Annotated in this window: 13 protein-coding genes and 1 pseudogene; 6 read left to right on the top strand and 8 right to left on the bottom strand. The window is 68.4% G+C overall.

The features are described 5' to 3' along the window. Positions 1-133 precede the first annotated feature (133 nt). Both ACIQ0W_RS09455 and ACIQ0W_RS09450 read right to left on the bottom strand, forming a co-directional pair. Positions 134-655: pseudogene (locus ACIQ0W_RS09455) on the bottom strand (DUF998 domain-containing protein); the annotation flags it as partial. A gap of 618 nt (positions 656-1273) precedes the next feature. Beyond that, positions 1274-2212, bottom strand: a complete 939-nt coding sequence (locus tag ACIQ0W_RS09450) for an aldose 1-epimerase family protein (protein WP_396642551.1) — start codon at positions 2210-2212, stop codon at positions 1274-1276. A gap of 347 nt (positions 2213-2559) precedes the next feature. Here ACIQ0W_RS09450 and ACIQ0W_RS09445 point away from each other — a divergent pair, with 347 nt between their 5' ends. After that, positions 2560-4785 carry a DEAD/DEAH box helicase gene (locus ACIQ0W_RS09445; RefSeq protein WP_396642550.1) on the top strand — a complete coding sequence of 742 codons (2226 nt, stop codon included), beginning with the start codon at positions 2560-2562 and terminating at the stop codon, positions 4783-4785. Positions 4786-4948: 163 nt separating this feature from the next. On the opposite strand, the gene ACIQ0W_RS09440 is transcribed toward ACIQ0W_RS09445, so the two are convergent. Beyond that, positions 4949-7099, bottom strand: a complete 2151-nt coding sequence (locus ACIQ0W_RS09440; RefSeq protein ID WP_396642548.1) for an intein-containing Rv2578c family radical SAM protein — start codon at positions 7097-7099, stop codon at positions 4949-4951. An 87-nt stretch (positions 7100-7186) separates the two neighbouring features. Between ACIQ0W_RS09440 and ACIQ0W_RS09435 the strand changes: the two genes are divergently transcribed. After that, positions 7187-8170 (top strand): D-alanyl-D-alanine carboxypeptidase family protein, encoded by a 984-nt coding sequence (locus ACIQ0W_RS09435; RefSeq protein WP_396642546.1) that lies wholly within the window; start codon positions 7187-7189, stop codon positions 8168-8170. 66 nt (positions 8171-8236) lie between these two features. On the opposite strand, the gene ACIQ0W_RS09430 is transcribed toward ACIQ0W_RS09435, so the two are convergent. From ACIQ0W_RS09430 to ACIQ0W_RS09410, 5 genes are all read right to left on the bottom strand, one after another. Then, positions 8237-9055 carry an energy-coupling factor transporter transmembrane component T gene (locus ACIQ0W_RS09430; protein ID WP_396642544.1) on the bottom strand — a complete coding sequence of 273 codons (819 nt, stop codon included), beginning with the start codon at positions 9053-9055 and terminating at the stop codon, positions 8237-8239. After that, the gene (locus ACIQ0W_RS09425; protein WP_396642543.1) at positions 9052-10917 is read right to left on the bottom strand and encodes an ABC transporter ATP-binding protein; all 1866 of its coding nucleotides are present in this window, start codon (positions 10915-10917) and stop codon (positions 9052-9054) included. Before ACIQ0W_RS09425 ends, ACIQ0W_RS09430 begins: the two co-directional genes overlap by 4 nt. Positions 10918-11034: 117 nt before the next feature. Next, a complete protein-coding gene (locus ACIQ0W_RS09420; protein WP_396642542.1) occupies positions 11035-11586 on the bottom strand; it encodes an ECF transporter S component in 552 nt (183 codons plus the stop codon). Between the two features lie 68 nt (positions 11587-11654). Next, positions 11655-12677, bottom strand: coding sequence for a pirin family protein (locus ACIQ0W_RS09415; protein ID WP_396642540.1), 1023 nt, complete (start codon positions 12675-12677; stop codon positions 11655-11657). Then, a complete protein-coding gene (locus ACIQ0W_RS09410; protein WP_396642538.1) occupies positions 12674-13045 on the bottom strand; it encodes a GNAT family N-acetyltransferase in 372 nt (123 codons plus the stop codon). The genes ACIQ0W_RS09415 and ACIQ0W_RS09410 overlap by 4 nt, the downstream gene beginning before the upstream one ends. Positions 13046-13166: 121 nt before the next feature. Here ACIQ0W_RS09410 and ACIQ0W_RS09405 point away from each other — a divergent pair, with 121 nt between their 5' ends. From ACIQ0W_RS09405 to ACIQ0W_RS09390, 4 genes are all read left to right on the top strand, one after another. After that, on the top strand, positions 13167-15785 hold the full coding sequence (locus ACIQ0W_RS09405; RefSeq protein WP_396642536.1) for a DEAD/DEAH box helicase: 2619 nt from the start codon (positions 13167-13169) through the stop codon (positions 15783-15785). A gap of 180 nt (positions 15786-15965) precedes the next feature. Next, positions 15966-18008, top strand: coding sequence for a DNA helicase RecQ (recQ, locus tag ACIQ0W_RS09400; protein WP_396642535.1), 2043 nt, complete (start codon positions 15966-15968; stop codon positions 18006-18008). 184 nt (positions 18009-18192) lie between these two features. After that, on the top strand, positions 18193-20307 hold the full coding sequence (locus ACIQ0W_RS09395; RefSeq protein ID WP_396642533.1) for an acyl-CoA dehydrogenase: 2115 nt from the start codon (positions 18193-18195) through the stop codon (positions 20305-20307). 116 nt (positions 20308-20423) lie between these two features. Further along, complete coding sequence (locus tag ACIQ0W_RS09390) at positions 20424-20684, top strand: DUF6458 family protein (RefSeq protein ID WP_100812388.1); 261 nt, start codon at positions 20424-20426, stop codon at positions 20682-20684. Positions 20685-20787 lie beyond the last annotated feature (103 nt).

Genomic DNA, 20787 nt, shown 5'->3' with positions numbered 1-20787 from the left:
GTCGCGGGCGACCGGATGCCACGTCACGGCGCGGCACCGGTGCTGACGTCGGCACGGGCGCGGGAACCGATTCCGCCTGGATCGGGGCTGCCGTCGGCGCGTGGCGCGTCTCGACGCAGGTTGCGAAGACGCCGATCCAGCTGAACATCAAGCCGAACGCGACGATCTCGAAGGCGGCGAGGTTGATGATGCCGAAGATGAAGACGGTGGCGCCGATCACGAGAATGACCGCGATCGCGCCCGTTGCCCGTGCAATGCGCGGGGGGAGCCCGCGGAGCAGCCACGGGGTAAGGATGAGGAGCGCGGCGAACGACAAGGTCATGCCTGTCGCGGCACGGTCATGCAGAAACTGGTGCTGATTCACCGGGATGAATCCGACCATCGCCATGTTGCCGCCGACGCAGGCCACAAGGATCGCAAAGATGCGAGGGGCGCGGACGCTTCGCAGGCGTCCCTGCCGCCGGGCGTTGATCAGCACGCGGCGGACCCGGAACGAGAACGCGACGATCAGCGTTCCCGTCGCGATCAGCGTGCCGTTGAACATGAATCCCGAGAACACGTGGAACGTCCCCAGTTGGCTGAAGTGCAGCTGCCACCAGTTCGGGTCGGGCGTTGTGAGGATCGAGGTCAGCGATCCGAGAACTGTGAGAGACATCAGCATCCCCACCGCGTGAATGGTCTCGTTGCGGGAGGCGGCGAGGATTGCGACGAGCGACACGATGGCGATGCTTATTCCCGCCGCGACCGTCGCCTGCAGCGCCGTGACGTGCACGCCCCCGGTAAGCCCGTCCAGGATGATGAACGTGAGCGCGACCAGCAGACCCGCGATGAGCGCCTGAGCAAAAGCGGTCGACACGGCATCGATCCGGTGGCTCCAGTGCCGGTCATCGTGGCCGTGCGCCAGAGACATCTCGGTGCGTCGCGTGTACGCACGGTATGCAAGGATTCCCGCCGTGAACGCCGCGGCGAACGCTGCCAACATGCCCACCGACCAGGGGCCCCAGAGGGGTACGGTAGGGTCGCCAGGGGTCGCACCGAGAGCAAGTACCGTGGCGCCGACCGCGAGTATCGTTGCGCGGAGGGCGCGCCAAGGGCGCAAACTGGACGGGGCGAAGTTGACGGAGGGTGTGACGAGACCGGGGGGTGTCACGTCCTGACCTTTCGGGGGGTGTCGGGAAGCGTGGCTATTGCGAGGATTATAGCTCGCTATCGTTTCCGGCTTGGGCTGTTATGGCCCATATTCTGCCCCGAGTATCTCAATATGAGAGAGATCTCATGAACTTGTCAGTTCAATTCCCCATTCGAGCGTCCACTTTTCGTTCGGCGCGAGCCACCGCAAGCCGCGACCGGAGTTGAAGGCGTCCGCCGGCGCGGTCATCGGCTCGATCGCCACGGCGAGTGACTGGGCCGGGTAGCGGTCGGTCGTGAAGATCTGCGCGAAGTCGAACCCGGCGCCCTGCCAGAGGACGAGCGAGCGCCCGTCGGGGGCCGTCAGCGAATGACGGACGAGTCCGTCCGCGTCACGGCTGAGCCCGGAGTACGCCGTATCGAGCGTGATGTCGCCCAGTCGTCGTCCGTCGCGCAGGTCGTTTCCGGGGCCGACGGGCACCTCATCGGTCGGAATGAGCTGCTGATCCACGACGAAGCGATGGGAGCCCGACGAACGCACAACCAGATCTCGCGTGGGGACCCCGCCGATCATGAGGTACGGGTGTGTGCCGACGGCGACGGGTGCGGCATCCGTTCCCACGTTCTCGATCTCGTGCGTGACCGCGACGCCTGCCTCGGTCAGGGCGTAGGTCACGCGGGTCGACAGATGAAAGGGGTAGCCGGTCTGCGGAAAAACGTCGGCGGCTAGCGTGACCCGATCCGACGCCACGTCGGTCGCGGTGTACGCGGTAAAGCGCAGCAGTCCGTGAGAGGCGTTGTTGAGGGCGGGTTCGGTTATCGCGAGTCGACGGGTCTTGTCGTGTTGCGTCCACGCACCGTCGCGGACGCGGTTGGGCCACGGTACGAGGACGACTCCGGATGCTGCAGGAGAAGGAGCATCTGCCGGGTAGGGCGGAACGAGCTCGATGCCCCCGACCGTCAGACCGCGCAGCGCGGCGCCGACCTGAGTGATCTGTGCGCCGACATTGCCCTCGCTACGCAGGACGAACTGCTCACCCGTCGGACCACTCCGCACATCGTGTCCCTGTGAAGCGAATGTCACGGATGCGTCCCCTTTCGACCGGCCGCCCGGCCGAACGTCCTCATGCTATTGAACGGCGGTCGCGTGCTTTCTCGCGTAGACTCCGGCGTTCTCCCAGACTGTGGAACCGCGGTGCGGTAGTGTTAGCCGGTCGGCTCTGGACACTGCGCGTTTGCGTGGATGGGTTTGTGAGTCCAAGGGGCCGATGGTGGGGGCGAATCCGCCCCGGCGACCATCACGTTGAATGGCCCCCGGCCGACGAGAGTCCGGGTAACTCCTACCGCGATCAGACGCAGATCTGTGCGGCGTACTTCGGTGCATTCAGTGGAGTGCTGTTCTCACATGAGACAACCCAGAAGGACATCACCATGCCCAAGAACAAGAAGCCGGCCGGCGGCCGACCCGCGAAGAACTTCGAACCGCGCCGCGGCGAGAAGACCCCCTACCAGGACCGCAAGCGTCAGGGTACGGCGACCGAGGCTCGTTCGCAGAAGCCGGGTAGCCGCAGCGCCGGTCACCGCGGGTTCCGCGCCGGGGCCTCGTCCGAAGAGTCGGGCGCTCCCAAGGCCCGCTGGACCTCGGCACAGCGCGCCGGCCGCGAAGAAGCCCGCGGTATCCGCACTCATGCCCACGGCGATCGTCCCGCACGTTCGTTCGACGACCGTCCGGTGCGCGGTCGCAACGAGCGCCCCGCGCGTTCGTTCGACGAGCGTCCCGCTCGCTCCTTCGACAATCGTCCCTCGCGCGATGGCGCGGAGCGTCCCGCCCGGCGCGAGTACAACAACGACCGTCCGGCCCGCACGTACGGTGAGCGCACTGCGCGTTCGTTCGACAACCGCCCGTCCCGTGAGGGTGCGGAGCGCCCTGTGCGTCGTGAGTACAACAACGACCGTCCGGCTCGCACCAATGGTGAGCGTCCGGCGCGTTCGTTCGACGACCGCCCGAAGAGGTCCTTCGACGAGCGCCCTGCGCGTTCGTTCGACGACCGTCCCAAGCGTTCGTTCGACGACCGTCCCGCTCGCGGCCGCGACGAGCGTCCTGCGCGTTCGTTCGCTGAGCGTCCCGCTCGTTCGTTCGACAACCGCCCGTCGCGTGACGGTGCGGAGCGTCCCGCCCGTCGTGAGTACAACAACGACCGCCCCGCGCGCACCTATAGCGAGCGTCCTGCGCGTTCGTTCGACGACCGTTCCCAGCGCTCGTTCGACGAGCGACCGGCCCGTTCGTTCGACGACCGCCCGAAGCGCGAGTACAACAGCGACCGTCCCCGTCGCGATGATCGTAGCGGCGCATCCGCCGGCCGCTCCGACTGGTCGAAGAAGCCCGAGCGCACCGCGTCGCACGAGCAGCACGTCGATGTCGTGCACGAGCGTCTGCAGGCCGAAGCGATCCAGGCGACGGACGTCGACGGCGTGAGCTTCGGTGACCTGGGCCTCGGCGACAACATCGTTCGCGCGCTCGCCGACCTGGGTGCCGCGGCTCCGTTCGCGATCCAGGCCGCGACGATCCCCGAGATCATCGCGGGACGCGACATGCTCGCACGTGGCCGCACCGGTTCCGGCAAGACGATCGCCTTCGGCGCTCCGATGGTCGAGAACGTGCTGCGCGGCCAGGCTGGTCAGCGACGCGAGTTCGGCCGCAAGCCGAAGGCGCTCATCCTCGCCCCGACGCGCGAGCTCGCGCTGCAGATCGACCGGACGATCCAGCCGATCGCTCGCAGCGTCGGCCTGTTCACGACCCAGATCTACGGTGGCGTGCCCCAGGCGCGCCAGGTCGGTGCGCTCAAGAAGGGCGTCGACATCATCATCGGCACCCCCGGTCGCATCGAAGACCTCATCAACCAGGGTCGTCTCGACCTCAGCGAGGTTCAGGTCGCGATCATCGACGAGGCCGACCATATGTGCGAGCTCGGATTCCTCGAGCCCGTGCAGCGGATCCTCCGCGAGACCGCGGACGGCTCGCAGAAGCTGCTGTTCTCGGCGACGCTCGACCGCGAGGTCTCGGCGCTCGTCGACGAGTTCCTCGTCGAGCCGGCCGTGCACGAGGTTGCCGGTGAAGACCAGGCCTCCAGCACGATCGAGCACCGTGTGCTCGTGATCGACCACCGCAACAAGGCCGAGATCCTCAGCCGCCTGGTCGACCGCGACGGTAAGACCCTGGTCTTCGCCCGCACGCGTGCGTTCGCCGAGACGCTCGCCGAGCAGTTCGCCGACGAGGGCATCCCCGCCGTCGCCCTGCACGGTGACCTCAACCAGCAGAAGCGCACGCGCAACCTGGAGCGTCTGACGTCCGGACGCGTCAACGTGCTCGTGGCGACGGATGTCGCGGCCCGCGGCATCCACGTTGACGACATCGACCTGATCATCCAGGCCGACGCTCCCGACGAGTACAAGACGTACCTGCACCGTTCGGGCCGTACCGGCCGCGCCGGCAAGCAGGGTCGCGTCGTCACGCTGATCACGCGCCAGCGTCGTCGCAAGATGACCGAGATGCTCGAGCGCGCCGAGATCGTCGCACCGTTCCAGGATGCAGCTCCCGGCGACGACGTGATCGATGAGCTCGCGGGCGGCATGACCGCCGCCGAGCTGACCGCGTAACCAGCACATCGCCGGAAGGGCGCCCCGGGACATCCGGGGCGCCCTTTCGCGTGCTCGCCCGGCGCGCTCAGCGACACGTGCACCGAAACACCTGTTCTGCGACGAAACACCCGGTGCCCGGGGGTGTTTCGTCGCACATGGGGTGTTTCGCAGACGTTCGGGGTCAGAACAGGGTCGGTGGGGACACGTCGAAGCGGGGGCCCGAGGGCTTGGCGTCGCGGCGAGGTGCCCATGCCGGGCCACCCGTGCCGACTGCGCCGGCGGACCGTGTCGCGATCACCGGGCCCGGTCCGCGCGCCCGCATCGTCTGCTCCTCTTCCGCGCGCCCGTCGAGTCTGTGCGCCCGGATCAGGGGTCGCACACGTTTCGACAGCCACTGCCGATAGCCCTTCGGTGCGTTGGCCGTCGCGCCCGGATACAGCCCGCGGTACGACGAAACGAGTTCCGGATGCTCCCGCTCGAGCCACTGCATGAACCAGGGCTTCACGCCCGGGCGCAGGTGAAGCGCGCCGTAGACGACGCGCACCGCGCCGGCCTCCTTGATGCGCGCGAGTGCGTCGTCGAGCGCGGGGATGGAGTCGGTCAGGTGCGGCATCACGGGCATCATGAACACCGTCACCCCGAACCCCGCGGCCGTGGCGGCGCGCACGGCCTCGAGGCGAGCGGTCGCCGTGGGCGTGCCGGGTTCGATCGAGTGCTGCAGGGCATCGTCGAACACCGCGATCGAGAACGCGAGATCGATGGGCACGTGCTCGCGGGCTGCTGCGAGCACGCCGAGATCGCGTCGGATCAGCGTGCCCTTCGTCAGGATCGACAGGGGGGTGCCCGATTCGGCGAGAGCCTCGATGATCGAGGGCATGAGCGCATACCGTCCCTCGGCGCGCTGGTACGGGTCGGTGTTGGTGCCCAGGGCGACGTGTTCGTGCTGCCAGGACCCCGCACGCAGCTCGCGGCGCAGCACCTCGGCGACGTTGGTCTTCACGACGATCTGCGAATCGAAATCCGCGCCCGCGTCGAGGTCGAGATACTCGTGCGTGCCGCGAGCAAAGCAGTTGTGACTGACCACACCGTTGGCGATGAAGTCACCCGTCCCCGTTGTGATGTCCACCATGTCGATGTCGTAGCCGAGGTTCTCGACACCGACCACGCGCAGATCGGACGCGGTCTTCACCGCGGTGCCGAGCATTGCCAGTTTGCGGGTTATAGCGGGACGCGCCAGTTGGAAGAATCGTTGCCGCGCGGGCAGGCCTCCCAGAAGACGGACGTTCCGGACACCGTTCGCGTGTTCCGGCTCGACAACCGCACTGAATGCATAATGCGCCAGAGACTCCATGATCGTCCGGATGATGCGCGGATCGCTGTTGCTGATACGGAAGACCCCGCGCGAACAGGATCCCTCCGCATCGAAAACGCCGGACAGGAATCCCGCCCGCCAGCCGCTACTCGGATCGGCGGGGTCGAGGATGAGTTCCTCGATGTGCGCAACCGCTTCCCGTCGCGCCGTGTGAATCGCGGTCATCTGTCGGCGGGTGGTTGTGGCGGGTGTGAATGGGCGTAGCAGGGTCTCGATGCCCTCTGCGAGAAGGAACGCGCGAGTCCGCTCGAGCGCTTCCGTATCTGCGAGAGCGAGACGAAAACGGTTGACTTCGCGCGTACGTTTCGCGTCGACGTAGATTCCGCGGAAGATCATTCCGTCTCCACGGATCATTCCGGCGAGGTAGCCCCGGGGAAAATCTGTGTCCAGGAGGAGGTCAGGGTTCGCCGCTCCGCCGAGCCCGAACCCTTGAAGCCGGTTGTTCGTCGTCAGAAAGGGTCGCTGTTCGGATCCCGACATCGTCCCTGTGACGTGCTTCCAGCCCCGGTCGCTGAGGAACCGATGGTCGCCGCTGGCGATGATCTGGGTACCGTCCGCAAGGGTGACGCGGTACGCGCGCTTGTGCGTTGACCACTTTGCGCGGACAGTTGTCTCAACGTAGCGCCGGTAGTTTCCCGAGCGCTCGGTTCCCACAATGTGATCGCCGACACGAAGATCATCGAGGCGTCGCTGACGCCCATCCGCCAGCAAGATCAGGGTGTCCGGGTCGAGGCAATACGAGCACGCATGGCTGCATCCTCGGTACGGATTGATCGTCCAGTTGAACGGCATCGACGACGCCCCGGGCACGTGATTGAGCGCGGACTTCGCGAGCACCTCGTGGAAGGTGATGCCGGCGAATTCGGGCGTCGTCACGGAACGGACGAGTCCGTCCATTCGTTCCAGCCCCGGTAGCGCGGATTCGTCCGCAACTCCGAGCTGTTGTCCTCGCCAGCGCATCCCACATTCGAACATATGGGCTAAGCATCCGTCAACCGTCGCGGCGCGAGAGGGCGAGTGCCCAGCGAGATCGGACACAATGAATGGATGACCTCCGCGACCGGGTCACCCGGATCCCGGCGTGCGGCACGGAACGCGGCACCGCCGCCCCGCGGCGCACGCAGGCTTGCCGCGGCGTCGATCGGGGTCGCTCTCGCGGTCGCGGCCCTGGCGGGAATCGGCGGAGCGCTCGCCGTGCCTCGCGCCGCTCAGAGCCCCGTGAGCGCGACGGCATCGCCGACGGCACCCCCGCCGACCGCGACCGGGATCCCCGCGCCCACCCGTTCCGAGGCCCCCGTGGCGGAGGCGGCGTTCTGCGATCGGCCCGAGGTTCAGGCCGGGCTCGCGACCGGCGACGATCCGGCCGTGATCGCCGCGGCCGGCGGGGGCGAAGGGCTTCGACAGGCTGTGATCCGCGGCATCGCACCGTGCGTCAACCTGCGTGATCCGTCCCACGTCTGGTTCGTCGTGAACAAGACGATTCCGATGGAACCGATCGATTTCGCGCCGTCCGATTGGGTCGCGCCCTCGGGTGTACCCCTGGGCAACCTCGCGGCTGTGCGGACGGACATCGCGCCGACCGTCACCGCGATGTCCGAGGCATCCATCGCCGCCGGTTCAGGGCAGATCGGCATGCAGAACGGGTATCGCGGCTACTCGGTGCAGCAGCGCATCCACAACGACCGTGTCGCGTCGCTCGGCAAGGAAGCCGGCGAGCGCCTCGCTGCGCGGCCGGGTTACAGCGAGCACCAGTCGGGCATTGCGATCGACGTCTTCGGATGCACGCCCGGATGCTCGTCGTCGGAGCAGTTCGGAACCACAACGACCTACCAGTGGGTTGTGGAGCACAGCTGGGAGTTCGGCTGGATCATCCGCTACGAAGACGGCCAGACTCCCATCACGGGATACGACCCCGAGGCTTGGCACCTGCGCTACATCGGCCCCGAGCTGGCTGCCGCGTACCACGCGGGCGGATTCCGCACGCTCGAGGAGTTCTTCGGCCTGCCCGCGGCGCCCGGCTATCTCGACTGAGTCGACGTCGATCGTCATCGGAGATCCGCAGATATCCCGCCGCCGAGCGTCACCCGTGCCCCTGTGTCAGGCCCAGGGGCGGAACGCGAGGAAGATCGCCGCGGTGACGATCCAGAACAGCGCGATGAAGACGACGTCGCGCGCCCGGAACGGTATCCGGTACCGCTCGGTTCGATATGGGTAGGCGCCGAACGCTCGCGAATCCATCGAAAGAGCGACGCGCTCGGCGTGCCGGATGGCCCCGGCGAGCAGCGGCACGATGTATCCGATCCGCCGCCTCACCGCGGCGATCGGACCACGACCGTGCGAGGCCCCGCGGACCCGGTGCGCGGCTCGGATCACCTCGAGCTCGTGCCCGAAGCGCGGCACGAAGCGGAACGCCGCGAGCGCCGTATAACCGACGCGATACGGAACCCGCAGCTGCTGGATCATCGAGCGGGTCAGGTCGGGCCCGGTCGTCGTCAGCCCGCCGATCAGGGCGAGCGTCAGGATCGCTCCGAGCCTCAGCGCGGTCGCGAAACCGACCTCGAGCGCCTCGCCGTAGAGGATCCAGGAGCCGAGTTGCAGGACCACGACGTCGTGCGAGATGCGGGAGGCATCGGTCCACAGTGAGATGCCGATGCCGATCAGCAGCAGGAACGCGGGCACGGCGAGCAGCAGGATGGCGAGCATCCTGGCAGAGAGGCGCGTGCCCGCGAAGATGACGGCGTACGCGAGCGCGAGGAATGCGGCCGGGGTCTGCAGGTCCCGCACGGCGAGCAGCGCGAGCATCGCCGGCACCGGAGCGGCGATCTTGGCGAGCGGGTTCAGGGCGTAGAGAAAACGCCCGCGCGGTTCGCTTTCGCGGTGCTGTTGGCGCTCGAGCATGGGCGTTTCGGCGGTCATCGCGAAGCCCCCTCGGTCGATTCGGGCGCTCCTTGTAAATCTGTTCCGCCGAGGCGGCCCGAATCCGCAGGGAGAGCCCCCGGAAGATCCGCCAGTCGCACGATTCCCGAGATCTCCGGATGCGTCGACAGATCCGCCAGCGCGGATGCCAACGGGGGACGGCGGAGCCCCGTTGCTCGCAGCAACTCGGTGTCCGCGAAGATTTCCGCGGTCGGAGCGTGCGCGAGCAGACGCCCCTCGGCGATAACGGCCGTATGCGTGGCGTACTCGGTCACCAGCTGCATGTCGTGCGTCACCACGATGACGGTCGTACCTTGCGCGTTGAGCTCGGCGAGGATCCCGAGCAGCTCGTCGGCACGCGCGCGATCCTGTCCGAACGTCGGCTCGTCGAGCGCCAGCACCGGTGCGCCCGCGATCAACGCCGTACCCACCGACAGGCGCCGCTTTTGGCCGCCCGAGAGCAGGAAGGGATGGGATGTTCCGCGCCCCGTCAGTCCGAAGCGCTCGAGCATGTCCGCGACCCGGGTCTGAATCTCTGCCTCGTTCGCGCCGCGCAGGCGGAGCCCCTGCGCCAACTCGTCGAAGACGGTGTTCGTGACGAACTGGTGCTCGGGATTCTGGAAGACGAAGCCGATCCGCGCCGTCAGCGCCGCGACGTCCGCGCGTCCCGGGTCGATCCCGTCGACGACAATCCGTCCGCGTGGCGGCGGCACGACACCGGCGATCGCTTGGACGAGCGTCGTCTTGCCCGCACCGTTCGGCCCCACGACGGCGAGGAACTCGCCCGGGCGGACGTCGAGGTCGATGCCGTGCAGCACCGGGGTCCGGCCGCGCCGGACGGTCAGATCGCGGACGCGGATGATCGGCTCGGCCGGTGCGGGTGCCGTCACGGGAGCGGGTGTAGGGCTGAACGTGCGTGGCACAGCGGTCGAAGCATCCGTCCTCACCGTGTCCGCACCGCCCGCTGCCGGTTGAGCCGCTGTCTCGAGCGCGGCACGCAGTTCGGCGGCGGTGAGGGGGAGCGGATCGAGCGCATACCCCGCAGCGCGGAGCCGCAGCGCGGCGAGCGCCGACACCGGCAGCCACGCCCCGAGCGCACTCAGCTCGGCGGCGCGCCCGCGGAGCACGGCATCCGTGGTTCCATCGGCCACGAGGCGCCCGTTCGCGTCGAGTACGAGCACGCGCGTGACGAGCTCGACCATCACGTCGAGGTTGTGCTCGACCAACACGACCGAGCGATCACCCGCCGCCACGACATCGGTCAGCGCAGCCGCGACGTCGTCGATGCCCTGTGGGTCGAGGTTGGCAGTGGGCTCATCCAGCACCAGCAGGCCCGATCCCATCGCGAGGGCGGTCGCGATCGCGAGGCGCTGACGACCACCGCCCGACAGTCGGTCAGGGTTGTCGTCGCGTCGCTCCCAGAGGCCGACGCGACGGAGGGATGCCTCGGCCCGGGACAGGACCTCGGGCACGGGGAGCGCGAGATTCTCGGGGCCGAACGCCACCTCGTCGAAGAGGGTGGACGTGACGATCTGAGCGTCCGGGTCCTGGAACACCATCGCCACGCTGGGGCTCAACTCGGCGACCGTGGACTGCGCGATGTCACGGCCGTCGATCAGCACGGTGCCGTCGATGTCGGCGGGGATCGCGTGGGGGATGAGGCCGTTCAGGCTGAGCGCGAGTGTCGACTTGCCCGACCCGCTCGGCCCGAGGACCAGCACCACCTCGCCCGGCTCGACCGAGAACGAGACACCGTCCGGTGCCGCGCTCGCCGCGTCGGGGTACCGGATGGCGAGGGCCGTGACGGTCGCTGAGACGCCCGCGCGGCGGAGTGCGGACGAGAAGTCGGGGGATGCGGTCACAGAAGCCTCGGGTGGAAACCCATCGAGCCGGGGACGCCCGGGTCTGCCCAATTTAGCTGAGGCTTACCTTCCTCGGCAACGGAGGGCCCCCAGCGGCGGTGCGTCGGGCCGGCTCCGTCAGCGGGGAACGCGCGCGACGCCGGCGCGACGCAGTGCGGCACCGATCGCCAGTCCGACGGCCGTCCAGGCGAAGGGCCCGAGGATCGACAGCGCGATGTAGATGGCCTGGGCCCACAGGGGCAAGCGCGCGAGGTCGGCCGCGAAACCCACGACGACCGCCACGAGGATGCCGATGATGCCCGCCGACACGAAGAAGCGCCATGCCCCCCACGCCCGGTATCGGGTCAGGGCGGCCACGCCCTCCTGGATCAGGCCGAACAGCAGCGCCGTGCCGAGAAATCGCGGGGCCCACGCGGGGTTGAATGCGCTCGCGACGAGCGCCGCGATCAGGTGGGCGAGCAGCGCCACGAAGGGCATCCGCAGCAACTCCTGTGCGATGATCCCCGGCAGCACGTGCGAGCCGAGCACCAAGCCGTAGGCCACACCAGCGGTGCCGACGATCACGACGGGCGTGAGCCATCCGGCCACGGCGCCGACGAGTCCCGTTGCAACGCCGATCGCCGCGCACGTCAGCAGCACGCGCGTCGTCAGGGGGCTCCGGGTGCGCACCTCGTCAGGTTATCGCTCCACCAGGGTCCCGCGGCGACCCGTGCGCCGGACAAAACCCGCGGTCGCGCTCAGGGGCGACGGCGCCGCGGGGTGAGGCGGACGCCCGGCAGGGGAGGTGCGGGAACGCGCTCGTCGCCGTGAGGCACGACGTGGCCGAAGCGTGTCGAGCCCGCCTCCCACGCATCCCTCGCCTCGACGATCTCGTCGTGGGTGCGCCCGACGAAGTTCCACCACATCACCAGGTCGGACTCGAACGGTTCGCCGCCGATGAGGAAGAGCGTCGCGGGCTCGGCAGCAGTCACGTCGATGTGGTCGCGACCGATACCGAGGTACAGCAGCTCGTGGGGCCCGAGGGTCGCGGCCGCCGGATCGACATCGCCCGGGCCCGAGGCATCCGCCCCGAGACCTGCCGCGACGTTGGCAGCGCCGAACGCGCCCACCAGCGCGTACTCCCACTCGCGCCGGAGCGGGATACGCGCGGTCGATCCGGCCAGCACGACGATCTCGGCACCCACCAGCGGGGTGAAGGCGCTCGCGGGCGACGTCGTGCCGGCCAGCTCACCCATGACGACCGTCGCGGTGCCGGCGGGTTCGCCGCCCGGCGCCTGCAGTTCGAGCGTCGGCAGGGCGGTGTGGCGCTCGAACGACGGTGCGCCGTGACGGCGGTTCTCGGGCAGCGCGATCCACAGCTGCAGGGCATCGAGGGGAATCGGATGCTCGCCGACCGAGTACTCCGAGTGCGAGATACCCGCACCGCTCGTCATCAGATTCAGCTCGCCGCGCGTGACGACGACGTCGCTCCCCACGCTGTCACGGTGATGCACCTCACCGACGAACGGCCACGTCACCGTCTGGAGGCCGATATGGGGGTGTGGTTCCACCCGCATCAGCGCCTCTTGCGGGCCGAAACGATCGAGAAAGCACCACGCGCCCACCATCGGCAACTCGCGGTGCGGCAGGATGCGGCGCACCTCCATGGCGCGGACGCCGCCGAGCGGGACGTCCCGCGCCTCGAGGCGCAACGAACGCGGCCCATCGCAATCGGATGCTTGCTGCACATCCTCGTCGCCGGCCGCGTCCAGACGGGTCATCCCGCCGACTCACCCGTCGTCGCGGACTCCTGTGCGTCGGATTCCTCCGGCCAGTCGATGATGCCGCCCGGAATCTCGTGATCCTTCAGGTAGCTGGCGATGAACGGGCAGAGCGGCACGATCGTCTCGCCGCGGCGCGCGGCATCCGCGAGCGACTCCGCCGCGATGATGTCGCCGAAGCCGCGACCGCGGAAGGCCTTGTCGATCTGGGTGTGGGTGAACGCGATCCGCCCGCCCTCGCTGAGTTCGAACACGGCGAACCCGGCGAGTTCGTCGCCGTCCTTCAGCTCGTAGCGGTTGCGTTCGTCGTTGCGGATGACCGTCGGGGCGGCCGGGGCCTCATTCATTGCGCTGCCGTCGTGGCTCATGGAGTTCCTTCCCTCGGTTGTTCCAACGTAGGCGCGCACGGTCGTGTTCCGCGACGGGGTGGACAGGTCGGGAAAACACGCTTCGGTCCTCTTCTCCGGCCGCATGGGGAAGACTCGAGGAATGGACCTTCTCGCGCGGATGCCCCCGAGCACCGACGCGAGCCCGGACGTGATCTACGAAGCTTTCGTCGATTGGGCTTCCGAGCGGGGCCTGAGTCTGTACCCGGCGCAGGACGAGGCCGTCATCGAGCTCGTCTCGGGGGCGCACGTGATCCTGTCGACGCCGACGGGCACCGGTAAGTCCCTCGTCGCCGTCGCGGCGCACGCCGCCTGCCTCGCTCGCGGCGGTCGCACCTATTACACGGCCCCGATCAAGGCGCTCGTGAGCGAGAAGTTCTTTGCGCTCGCCGAGATCTTCGGGGCGTCGAATGTCGGCATGGTGACGGGTGACTCCTCGGTCAACCCGGACGCCCCGATTATCTGTTGCACGGCCGAGATCCTGGCGAACCTGGCGCTCCGCCAGGGCGCCGACGCATCCGTCGACCAGGTCGTGATGGACGAGTTCCACTACTACGGCGATCCCGACCGCGGCTGGGCCTGGCAGGTGCCGCTGCTGTTGCTCCCGCGTGCGCAGTTCCTGTTGATGTCGGCGACGCTCGGCGACGTGACCCCGATCGCGGAAGATCTCGAACGTCGGACGAAGCGGACCGTCGCCCTCGTGACCGGAGTCGAGCGTCCCGTTCCGCTGCACTTCTCGTACTCGAAGGATCAGATCCACGAGGCTGTTGAAGAGCTGCTCGAGACGAAACAGGCGCCGATCTACGTCGTCCATTTCTCGCAGGCAGCGGCCATGGAGCGGGCGCAGGCCCTCTCGAGCGTGAAGATCGTTTCACGCGAGCAGCGCGACGAGATCGCGGAGGCGATCGGAGGCTTCCGCTTCACCACGGGCTTCGGCAAGACGCTCTCGCGCCTCGTACGTGCGGGCATCGGGGTGCATCACGCGGGCATGCTGCCCAGGTACCGCCGCCTCGTCGAGACCCTGGCCCAGCGCGGCCTCCTGCGGGTCATCTGCGGCACCGACACCCTCGGCGTCGGCATCAATGTCCCGATTCGCACGGTGCTCATCACGGCGCTGTCGAAATACGACGGACAGCGGATGCGTCAGCTCAGCGCCCGCGAATTCCACCAGATCGCCGGGCGCGCCGGGCGAGCGGGTTACGACACCGCGGGAACCGTCGTGGTGATGGCGCCCGAGCATGAGATCGAGAACGAGGCCGCCCTCCGCAAGGCGACCGCCAAGCAGGCGCAGAACCCGTCGTCGAAGGTCAAGAACATCGTGCGCAAGAAGGCGCCACAGGGATTCGTGTCTTGGGGCGAGGCGTCCTTCGACAAGCTCGTGGTCGCCGAGCCCGAACCGCTGCTGCCGCAGATGCAACTCACGGCGGCGATGCTGATCAACGTCATCGCTCGGGGCGGTGACGTGTTCGCGAACGTCCGCTCGCTGGTGTTCGACAACCACGAGCCCCTGCCGCGCCGTTACGCCCTCGCGCGCCGGGCACTGGCGATCTTCCGCACTCTTCGTCAGGCCGGCATCGTCGAGGTCGGGGCGGAAGGCACCATCCGTCTGACCGTCGACCTGCAGCCGAACTTCGCCCTCAACCAGCCGCTCTCGCCGTTCGCGCTCGCCGCGATCGAGTTGCTGGATCGCACCGAGCCCGCCAGCGACGCGGCCAACCTCGCAGAATCGCGCGAACTCCGTAAAATCGCGCCCGATTCCTTCGAACCTCGCGAGAATCTGCGAATTGCGGACGGTTCCCAGACCGTCGGGACGGGCCACTACGCGCTCGACGTGCTCAGCGTGATCGAGGCGACGCTCGACGACCCCCGCCCCGTGCTGTCGCAGCAGCAGTTCCGCGCGCGGGGCGAGGCGGTTGCGGCGATGAAGCGAGCCGGGATCGAGTACGACGAGCGGATGGCGGCGCTCGAGGAGGTCACGCACCCCCAGCCTCTCGCGGAGCTGCTGGCCCAGGCCTACGAGGTCTTCGCCTCGAGCCAGCCGTGGATCCGCGACTTCGAACTCTCGCCCAAGTCGGTCGTCCGCGACATGTACGAGCGGGCCCTCTCGTTCGGCGAGTTCGTCTCGCTCTATCAACTCGGCCGGAGCGAAGGTCTGGTGCTGAGGTACCTGAGCGACGCCTACCGGGCGATTCGGCAGACCGTCCCGATCGAGGCTCAGACCGAGGACCTGCTCGACGTCGTCGCCTGGTTGGGTGAACTCGTCCGGCAGGTCGACTCCAGTCTCGTCGACGAGTGGGAGAGCCTGATCAACCCGGTCACCGACCCCTCCGCACCGGTCGTGCCGCCGCCCCCGCCCTCGCTCGTGCGGAACCGGCGGGCGTTCATGGTGCTGGTGCGCAACGAGCTGTTCCGGCGCATCCGTCTCGCAGCTCTTCAGCAGGACGACGAGCTCGTCGAGCTCGATCCCGACGCCGGATGGCCCGATGCGCTCGACGCGTACTTCGACGAGCACGACGAGATCATGACGGGCGGCCCGGCGCGATCTCCCGCGCTCGTCGCGATCGACGAGTCGGATGCCGCGAACGGCATATGGCGGGTCGAGCAGACGATCGACGACCCGGATGGCAACCACGACTGGCGGATCCGCGGGTCGGTCGATCTCGATGCGTCCGACGAGGAGGGTGCCGCGGTGCTGCACGTCGACGAGGTCCTGCGGCTGTAACGTCCACGCCCCGTGGTCGACGCGGGACGCCGCGAACATCCGAGAGGTGTGGTTGGCTTTCGTGTCGCCCAAAACTAGCCCCGTGTTCACTTCAGCCCCAGCGAACCTCCGAGATGTTCGCTGCTCGTCGCGCTGCCCCCGCCCGGGCCGAGCGTCGGGGGCGCTCGTTACACTCGACAGGTGCCCCCAGCCCCTTCCGATCCGTCCGCCGCGGGCGAGCAGTGGGCCGGTGCGTGGGACGAACCGCCACCGGATGACTGGGCCCCCGAACCCGACGACTGGGTGCCGCCGCCCGACACGGGCGCACCCCCACCCGACTGGGCAGCCCCGACCCCGATCGCGACAGGCTCCAGCCGCCCGGGCTCGGTAACCGCACCCCCGCGCGAGCGCCGCGCCGCCGCATCCGGCTATGCGACTCCGCTCGATGCCCTCCGCACCGTCTACGGCTACGACGCGTTCCGCGGTGACCAGGCCGAGGTCATCGAGCATGTCGTCGCGGGTGGCGATGCCATCGTCCTGATGCCCACGGGCGCCGGCAAGAGTGTCTGTTACCAAGTCCCGGCGCTCGTCCGTGAGGGCACGGGCCTGGTCGTCTCGCCTCTCATCGCCCTGATGCACGACCAGGTCGATGCCCTCCGCGCCAACGGCGTTCGGGCCGCCTACCTCAACTCGACCCAGGATCCCGACGAACGCGCCCAGGTCGAGCGGTCCTATCTGGCGGGCGAGCTCGACCTGCTCTACGTCGCGCCCGAGCGTCTCAACACGTCGTCCACCGCGCGTCTGCTCGAGGGTGGCAAGCTCAGCGTCATCGCGATCGACGAGGCTCACTGTGTTTCGCAATGGGGTCACGACTTCCGTCCCGACTACCTCGGGCTCGGCGACCTGGCCGAGCGGTTCCCGGGGGTTCCGCGCCTCGCCCTGACCGCGACCGCGACGCCCGCAACGCACGCCGAGATCGGTGAGCGGCTGCGGCTGCCCGAGGCCCGGCACTTCGTCGCGAGCTTCGATCGCCCGAACATCCAGTACCGCGTCGAGCCGAAGGTCGAGCCGCGCAAGCAGCTGCTGTCCTTCATCCGCACCCAGCCCGAGGGGTCGGCCGGGATCGTTTACGCGCTCAGCCGCAAGAGCGTCGACCAGACCGCCGCCTACCTACGCACGCAGGGGATCAACGCGCTGCCGTATCACGCGGGTCTCGACGCCTCGACGCGCTCGACGCACCAGTCCCGGTTCCTGCGCGAAGACGGCGTGGTGATGGTCGCGACGATCGCGTTCGGTATGGGGATCGACAAGCCGGATGTTCGTTTCGTCGCTCATGTCGACCTGCCGAAGTCGGTCGAGGGTTATTACCAGGAGACGGGCCGCGCGGGTCGCGATGGCGAACCATCCGTCGCCTGGATGGTCTACGGCCTCGGCGACGTGGTGCAACAGCGGCGCATGATCGATCAGAGCCCCGGCGACCGCTCGTACAAGACGCGTCTCGGTCAGCACCTCGACGCGATGCTGGCGCTCTGCGAGACGGTCGGATGCCGCCGGCAGAACCTGCTCGGATATTTCGGCGAAGCATCCGGTCCGTGTGGCAACTGCGATACCTGTCTCACTCCGCCCGAGACCTGGGACGGACTCGTGCCTGCGCAGAAGCTCCTCTCGACCATCGTGCGTCTGCAACGCGAGCGCGGCCAGGCCTTCGGTGCGGGCCATCTCGTCGACATCCTGCGCGGGGCGTCCACCGACCGCATCCGGCAACAGGGCCACGACAAGCTCTCGACCTATGGCCTGGGCGCCGAGTTGAGCGACCAGGACTGGCGGAGCGTCATCCGTCAGCTGCTCGCTCGCGGCATCCTTGTGGCGCAGGGTGAATACGGCACCCTGGCGCTCGGCGAACCGGCCGGCTCCGTACTGCGCGGAGAGGCGCCCGTGCCCTTGCGGCGCGATGTGCTCGGGCGCACCGGCGGGGGCGGCGGCTCCCGTTCGCGGCGAACGGCCGCATCAGCGGACGTGGATGCGGCCGACCAGCCGCTGTTCGAAGCACTCCGCGCCTGGCGGGCCGAAACGGCGCGCGAGCTGGGTATGCCGGCGTACATCGTGTTCGGCGATGCGACCCTGCGCGCGCTGGCCGAGCACCGGCCCTCGTCGGCGGCCGAGCTGGATGGGATCACGGGCATCGGCGCGAAGAAGCGCGAGGCATACGGCGAGGCCGTCCTCGCGGTGATCGCCGGCACGTAGCCGTCCCGGTCATGCCCCCGACCGCGAGCAGGGCCAGTCCGATACCCGTGTGTGGGGAGGCGACAATCCACCCGGTGAACGGGGTGCGGGGCCTTTGGCGTAAACGTACAGGCGAGTTCACCCATCGTTGTGGCAGTCCTACGATGACGTCACCCCTGTAGTTTTCGCTGTCGAGAGGACAGTCATGGCTGACACCGCCGTTCGCTCCCGCAAGCCCTCGAGTGACAAGCGCACCCCCGCGGGTGGTGCGAAGACGGCGCCGACCAGCGCCGTCGAGGCATCCGATCCGCGCATCGATATCGAGCAGGTCACCGACCTCCTGCTCGGCACGTGGGCCGACACACGCCGCGTCGCCCGCGAGATGACGAAGAATCCCGACCTCTGGCGTGACGATTCGCTCGCGATGGACGAGCACCGCGAGCGCGTGCTCGGCCAGCTGCGGCTCCTGGTCGAGCAGGGTGGCGTGCACCGCGCCTTCCCCAAGGCGTACGGCGGCGAAGAGAACAACGGCTCCAACATCGCCGGGTTCGAAGAGCTCGTCACGGCCGACCCGAGCCTGCAGATCAAGGCGGGCGTCCAGTGGGGCCTGTTCGGCTCGGCGGTGCTGCAACTCGGTACCAAGGAGCACCACGACAAGTGGCTGCCCGGCATCATGAGCCTCGACATCCCGGGCGCTTTCGCGATGACCGAGACCGGCCACGGATCGGATGTCGCGGCGATCGGCACGACGGCTACCTACGACGTCGAGGCCGAAGAGTTCGTCATCCAGACGCCCTTCCGCGGTGCGTGGAAGGACTACCTCGGCAACGCAGCCCTGCACGGCATCGCGGCGACCGTGTTCGCGCAGCTCATCACGAACGGCGTCAACCACGGCGTGCACTGCTTCTATGTGCCGCTCCGCGATGAGAACGGCGACTTCCTGCCCGGCATCGGCGGCGAAGACGACGGGCTGAAGGGCGGACTCAACGGCATCGACAACGGCCGCCTGCACTTCGACGGCGTCCGGATCCCGCGCACCAACCTCCTGAACAAGTACGGTGACGTCGCCGCGGACGGCACCTACTCGAGCGACATCTCGAGCCCCGGCCGCCGTTTCTTCACGATGCTCGGCACCCTCGTGCAGGGACGCGTCTCGCTCGATGGATCTGCCATGTGGGCGTCCGCACTGGGCCTGAACATCGCGATCACCTACGCGACGCAGCGCCGCCAGTTCGACTCCGGTGCGGGCACCGACGAGGTCGTCTTGATGGACTACGGGCGGCACCAGCGTCGTCTGCTGCCGCGCCTCGCGACCACGTACGCGGGCCTCTTCGCCCACGACGAGTTCCTGCAGAAGTTCGACGCCGTGTTCAGCGGCAAGTCCGACACCGACGCGGACCGCGAAGACCTCGAGACCCTCGCCGCGGCACTCAAGCCCCTCTCGACCTGGCACGCGCTCGACACGCTCCAGGAGTCGCGCGAGGCCTGCGGCGGCAACGGCTTCCTGTTCGAGAACCGCCTCGTGGGCCTGCGCGCCGACCTCGACATCTTCGCGACGTTCGAGGGCGACAACAACGTGTTGCTGCAGCTCGTCGGCAAGCGTCTGCTGACCGACTACGGGCGGCAGTTCAAGGACAAGGATGCTCGGGCTCTCGCGGCGTTCGCCGTCGGGCAGACCGCGGGCAAGTTCTTCCACGGTGCTGGACTTCGTCAGCTCGGACAGGCGGTCGGTGACCTCGGTTCGACCGCGAGGTCGGTCGAGCGCGGTCTGCGTGCGGACCAGCAGCACGAGCTGCTGACAGGCCGCGTGCAGCAGATGGTCGCCGACATCGCGGGGCGCCTGCGTTCCGCCGCGAAACTGCCACGCGACGAGGCTGCCGCGTTGTTCAACGCCAACCAGTCCGAGCTGATCGAGGCGGCCCGTGCACACGGTGAGCTGCTGCAGTGGGAGGCGTTCACGGACGCCCTCGCGCGCGTCACGGACGAGGGCAGCCGTCAGGTGCTGACGTGGCTGCGCGACCTGTTCGGGCTGAGCATGATCGAGAAGCACCTGGCCTGGTACCTCATCAACGGACGCCTCTCCGCCCAGCGCGGCGGGGCTGTGTCGAGCTACATCGATCGCCTGTGCGTGCGACTGCGGCCGCATTCGCTCGACCTCGTCGAGGCCTTCGGTTTCGCCCCCGAGCACGTGCGCGCACCGATCGCGTCGGGTGCCGAGAAGGTGCGCCAGGACGAGGCGCGGGCGTACTACGCCGCGCTCGAGGCATCCGGATCGGCTCCCGTTCCCGAGAAGAAGGGGAAGACTCCGACCCGAGCCTGAGCCCTTACCGCATGCCGAAGGCCGGGCGCAACCCGTCGCGTCCGGCCTTCGGCATGCGTAGGGTCGTCCGCGGCGCGCCGATTGGCCGCGCCGCAAACACCGAAAGCAGGCACCTCATGAGCATCGGATTCGGCATCTTTCTCTTCGCGGTCGGCGCGATCTGCGCCTTCGCGCTCAACGTCGACCTCGGCTGGATCGACATCAAGACGGTCGGCTACATCCTGATGGGCGCCGGCGTCATCATCACGATCATCGGGATCGCGCTGCTGGCTCGTCGGCGCAGCGTCGCCTCGACGACCCGCAGCGGCGTCGACCCCGTCTCGGGTGAGCGCATCACGCGCAGCGAGACCAGCGCGCCCGAGGACCCGCGCGTCTAGAACGCCCGCTCCGCTGTCGCAGATCGACGTTCCGCTCTCGCGCTGACATCGATCATCGACAGTCGAACCGGAGACTGCCCGACACCGCGGACACCAAAACGTC

Source organism: Microbacterium sp. (genome assembly GCF_044340635.1).
Classification (GTDB): Bacteria; Actinomycetota; Actinomycetes; order Actinomycetales; family Microbacteriaceae; genus Microbacterium.
Note: the sequence above shows the minus strand (reverse complement) of the source record. Positions and strands in the feature narration are given on the sequence as shown.

What these genes read in the sequence shown, in the direction of transcription:
- ACIQ0W_RS09445 (WP_396642550.1), top strand. Translation starts at nt 2,560, where the DNA reads ATGCCCAAGAACAAGAAGCCGGCCGGCGGCCGACCCGCGAAGAACTTC.
- ACIQ0W_RS09440 (WP_396642548.1), bottom strand. Translation starts at nt 7,099, where the DNA reads ATGCGCTGGCGAGGACAACAGCTCGGAGTTGCGGACGAATCCGCGCTA.
- ACIQ0W_RS09435 (WP_396642546.1), top strand. Translation starts at nt 7,187, where the DNA reads ATGACCTCCGCGACCGGGTCACCCGGATCCCGGCGTGCGGCACGGAAC.
- ACIQ0W_RS09430 (WP_396642544.1), bottom strand. Translation starts at nt 9,055, where the DNA reads ATGACCGCCGAAACGCCCATGCTCGAGCGCCAACAGCACCGCGAAAGC.
- ACIQ0W_RS09415 (WP_396642540.1), bottom strand. Translation starts at nt 12,677, where the DNA reads ATGACCCGTCTGGACGCGGCCGGCGACGAGGATGTGCAGCAAGCATCC.
- ACIQ0W_RS09410 (WP_396642538.1), bottom strand. Translation starts at nt 13,045, where the DNA reads ATGAGCCACGACGGCAGCGCAATGAATGAGGCCCCGGCCGCCCCGACG.
- ACIQ0W_RS09405 (WP_396642536.1), top strand. Translation starts at nt 13,167, where the DNA reads ATGGACCTTCTCGCGCGGATGCCCCCGAGCACCGACGCGAGCCCGGAC.
- ACIQ0W_RS09395 (WP_396642533.1), top strand. Translation starts at nt 18,193, where the DNA reads ATGGCTGACACCGCCGTTCGCTCCCGCAAGCCCTCGAGTGACAAGCGC.
- ACIQ0W_RS09390 (WP_100812388.1), top strand. Translation starts at nt 20,424, where the DNA reads ATGAGCATCGGATTCGGCATCTTTCTCTTCGCGGTCGGCGCGATCTGC.